Origin of the sequence: Burkholderia sp. Se-20378, assembly GCF_017104665.1 — a bacterium.
Lineage (GTDB): Bacteria > Pseudomonadota > Gammaproteobacteria > Burkholderiales > Burkholderiaceae > Burkholderia > Burkholderia lata.
This window is the reverse complement of record NZ_JAAGPG010000938.1, coordinates 1-1,934: the sequence shown is the minus strand read 5'-3', so window position 1 is coordinate 1,934 and position 1,934 is coordinate 1. Positions and strand designations below refer to the sequence as shown.

Genomic DNA, 1,934 nt, shown 5'->3' with positions numbered 1-1,934 from the left:
GCCGTCGCGGCAGGCCGATCGCGTGGCCGTGCGCGTCAGGGCTTGCGGCCGAACGCTTCGCGCAGTTTCCGCTTCGCGCGGTCGAGGGTCGCGCGGCGCGCTTTCGGCAGGGTGCGGCCCGCGCGGTTCACGTAGAAGTTCAGCATCGACATCGCCGACTGGAACGGCGACGCGTGGCGGCGGCGGCTGTGTTCGGCCGAATGTTTCAGCGACGCGGCGATCGCGGCCGGATCGTCGGATTTGAAGATGCCGGGCTCGACGTCGAGCGCACGGTCTTTTTGCGTGACGCCGGCGGACCAGCGCTTGCGGTGTTGCGGGTCGATGTCGCGGGCGCGGCCCGGGTGCCGCGTCAGGCGCTTGCCGTGCGAGCGGGAAGCGGTAGCAGAAGACATGGTGTGGGCTCCATGGGGGTTCACGGGGACGGAATACCGGTGTTGGCGGCGCAAACCGCGTGCCGCGCGACGCCTGTCGCCAGTGCGACGAACCCGTGCCGAAGGCGGCACGGGTGTTGCTGGAGAACACGGGCAGGACATGCGATCCCGCCATCACACAGGAGGACATCATGCAATCGCATTCCCGGATCTGGCTGGAGAACGACGAGATCGACAACGACGCCGACGATCTCGATACGACGGTCCATGTCGACGTCGCCACGGGCAGGATCATGTTTCAGGCGGCGTGGGCGGAGGCGGCCGACCCGCCGCCCGAGACCGTCGGGCATTCGGTCGTGCTCGTGCTCGATTGCGACACGATGGAGCGCTACGCGGATCTCGACGAAGGCACGCGGACGCGCGTGCACGCGATCCTGCACGACACGGTGGAGGACCTGCTCGACCGTCTGCCCGACGAACACGTGACGCTGACGATCGAGCTGACCGATGCGATGCTCGATGCCGCGCGCCGTCTGCAGTAACCGCGTCGATTGGCCATGCAAGCCCGTCCATGCGAAGGGGTTTGCCGGTATGCGGCTTGCCGCGCGATCGGCACGGCCTGACACGACGTGTGCTGTCACGCCGATGGAGGATCTCATGAGCAGCAGACTGGATCATTGCAAGGTAGCCGTCGGCGCGGTCGGCGGCTTCATCGAGAAGGCCGGACTCGGCGAACGTCGGCGCGTGCTCACGGCCGAAGGTGCGCGGGCCGGTCGCTATTCGGCGCGGGGCGCCTGAAACGATGCCGGCCGATTCCGCCCGCCGCGTGACGCTGGTCGACGAGCCGCCCGTGTTCGACGGTGCCGAGCTGCAGTTGCGTTTCGTCGTCGACGTCGATGGCGAACTGCAAACCTGCGCGATCACGGTCGAAGCGCTGGAAGACCATTTTGGCGCGCAGTCTGCGCTGGAGGCCGATCTGCGCGATGCGTTCGAGCATGGCCGCGCGCGGATCGAAGCCGCATGCGCGGAAGCGCTGGCCGACGGCAACGCCGGCGTGGTGCTGCACAGCGGCGATTTCCGTGCGCCGGCGGGCCTGTCCCGGTCGCGGCGATCCTGACCCGACTGCGGTTCCCGGCGCGTTGTGCTCCGACCCGCGTTCGGTATTACACGCCATTGAAAACTTTGCACCGGCCGCCGGCCGGCACCCGGTGCCACATCGCGCCGCACGCAGGTCGCGCCGGCGGAGGATGCCTCGCGCAAGCCGGCACGATCCCTGCATGAGTTTCTATGCGCCGGTGCGCACCTCGCGCAGCCGCCAACGGGAAACGAGCATGCTGTCCGCCCATGAATTCGCCACGCTGTTACTGGTGCATCGCGCACCGGAGCAGCTCCAGATCGACCGCGAGGATGTCGTCGCGCTGGTCGAACGGCACCTGATCGTGATGCAGTACGACGCTGCGTCGGGCGAGCACCGGCCCGCGCTGACGGCCGAGGGGCTGGCGGTCGTGCGGTGCGTGCAGCGCAGCGGCGAGAGCGAGCCCGACGTCACCGACGCGTGACGGG

Annotated in this window: 5 protein-coding genes; 4 read left to right on the top strand and 1 reads right to left on the bottom strand. The window is 68.7% G+C overall.

Annotated elements, in window-relative coordinates; translation table 11 throughout:
• Positions 1-35 precede the first annotated feature (35 nt).
• Positions 36-392 carry a DUF3175 domain-containing protein gene (locus G3N93_RS39140; protein ID WP_206135440.1) on the bottom strand — a complete coding sequence of 119 codons (357 nt, stop codon included), beginning with the start codon at positions 390-392 and terminating at the stop codon, positions 36-38.
• A gap of 170 nt (positions 393-562) precedes the next feature.
• Between G3N93_RS39140 and G3N93_RS39135 the strand changes: the two genes are divergently transcribed.
• The 4 genes from G3N93_RS39135 (at position 563) to G3N93_RS39120 (ending at position 1,930) form a co-directional block, all read left to right on the top strand.
• Complete coding sequence (locus G3N93_RS39135) at positions 563-913, top strand: hypothetical protein (RefSeq protein WP_174932844.1); 351 nt, start codon at positions 563-565, stop codon at positions 911-913.
• 115 nt (positions 914-1,028) lie between these two features.
• Entirely contained in the window at positions 1,029-1,169 is a 141-nt protein-coding gene (locus G3N93_RS39130; protein WP_206135439.1) for a hypothetical protein, read from the top strand.
• A 4-nt stretch (positions 1,170-1,173) separates the two neighbouring features.
• On the top strand, positions 1,174-1,488 hold the full coding sequence (locus G3N93_RS39125) for a DUF1488 domain-containing protein (RefSeq protein WP_174984537.1): 315 nt from the start codon (positions 1,174-1,176) through the stop codon (positions 1,486-1,488).
• 214 nt (positions 1,489-1,702) lie between these two features.
• Complete coding sequence (locus G3N93_RS39120) at positions 1,703-1,930, top strand: hypothetical protein (protein WP_174984534.1); 228 nt, start codon at positions 1,703-1,705, stop codon at positions 1,928-1,930.
• Positions 1,931-1,934 lie beyond the last annotated feature (4 nt).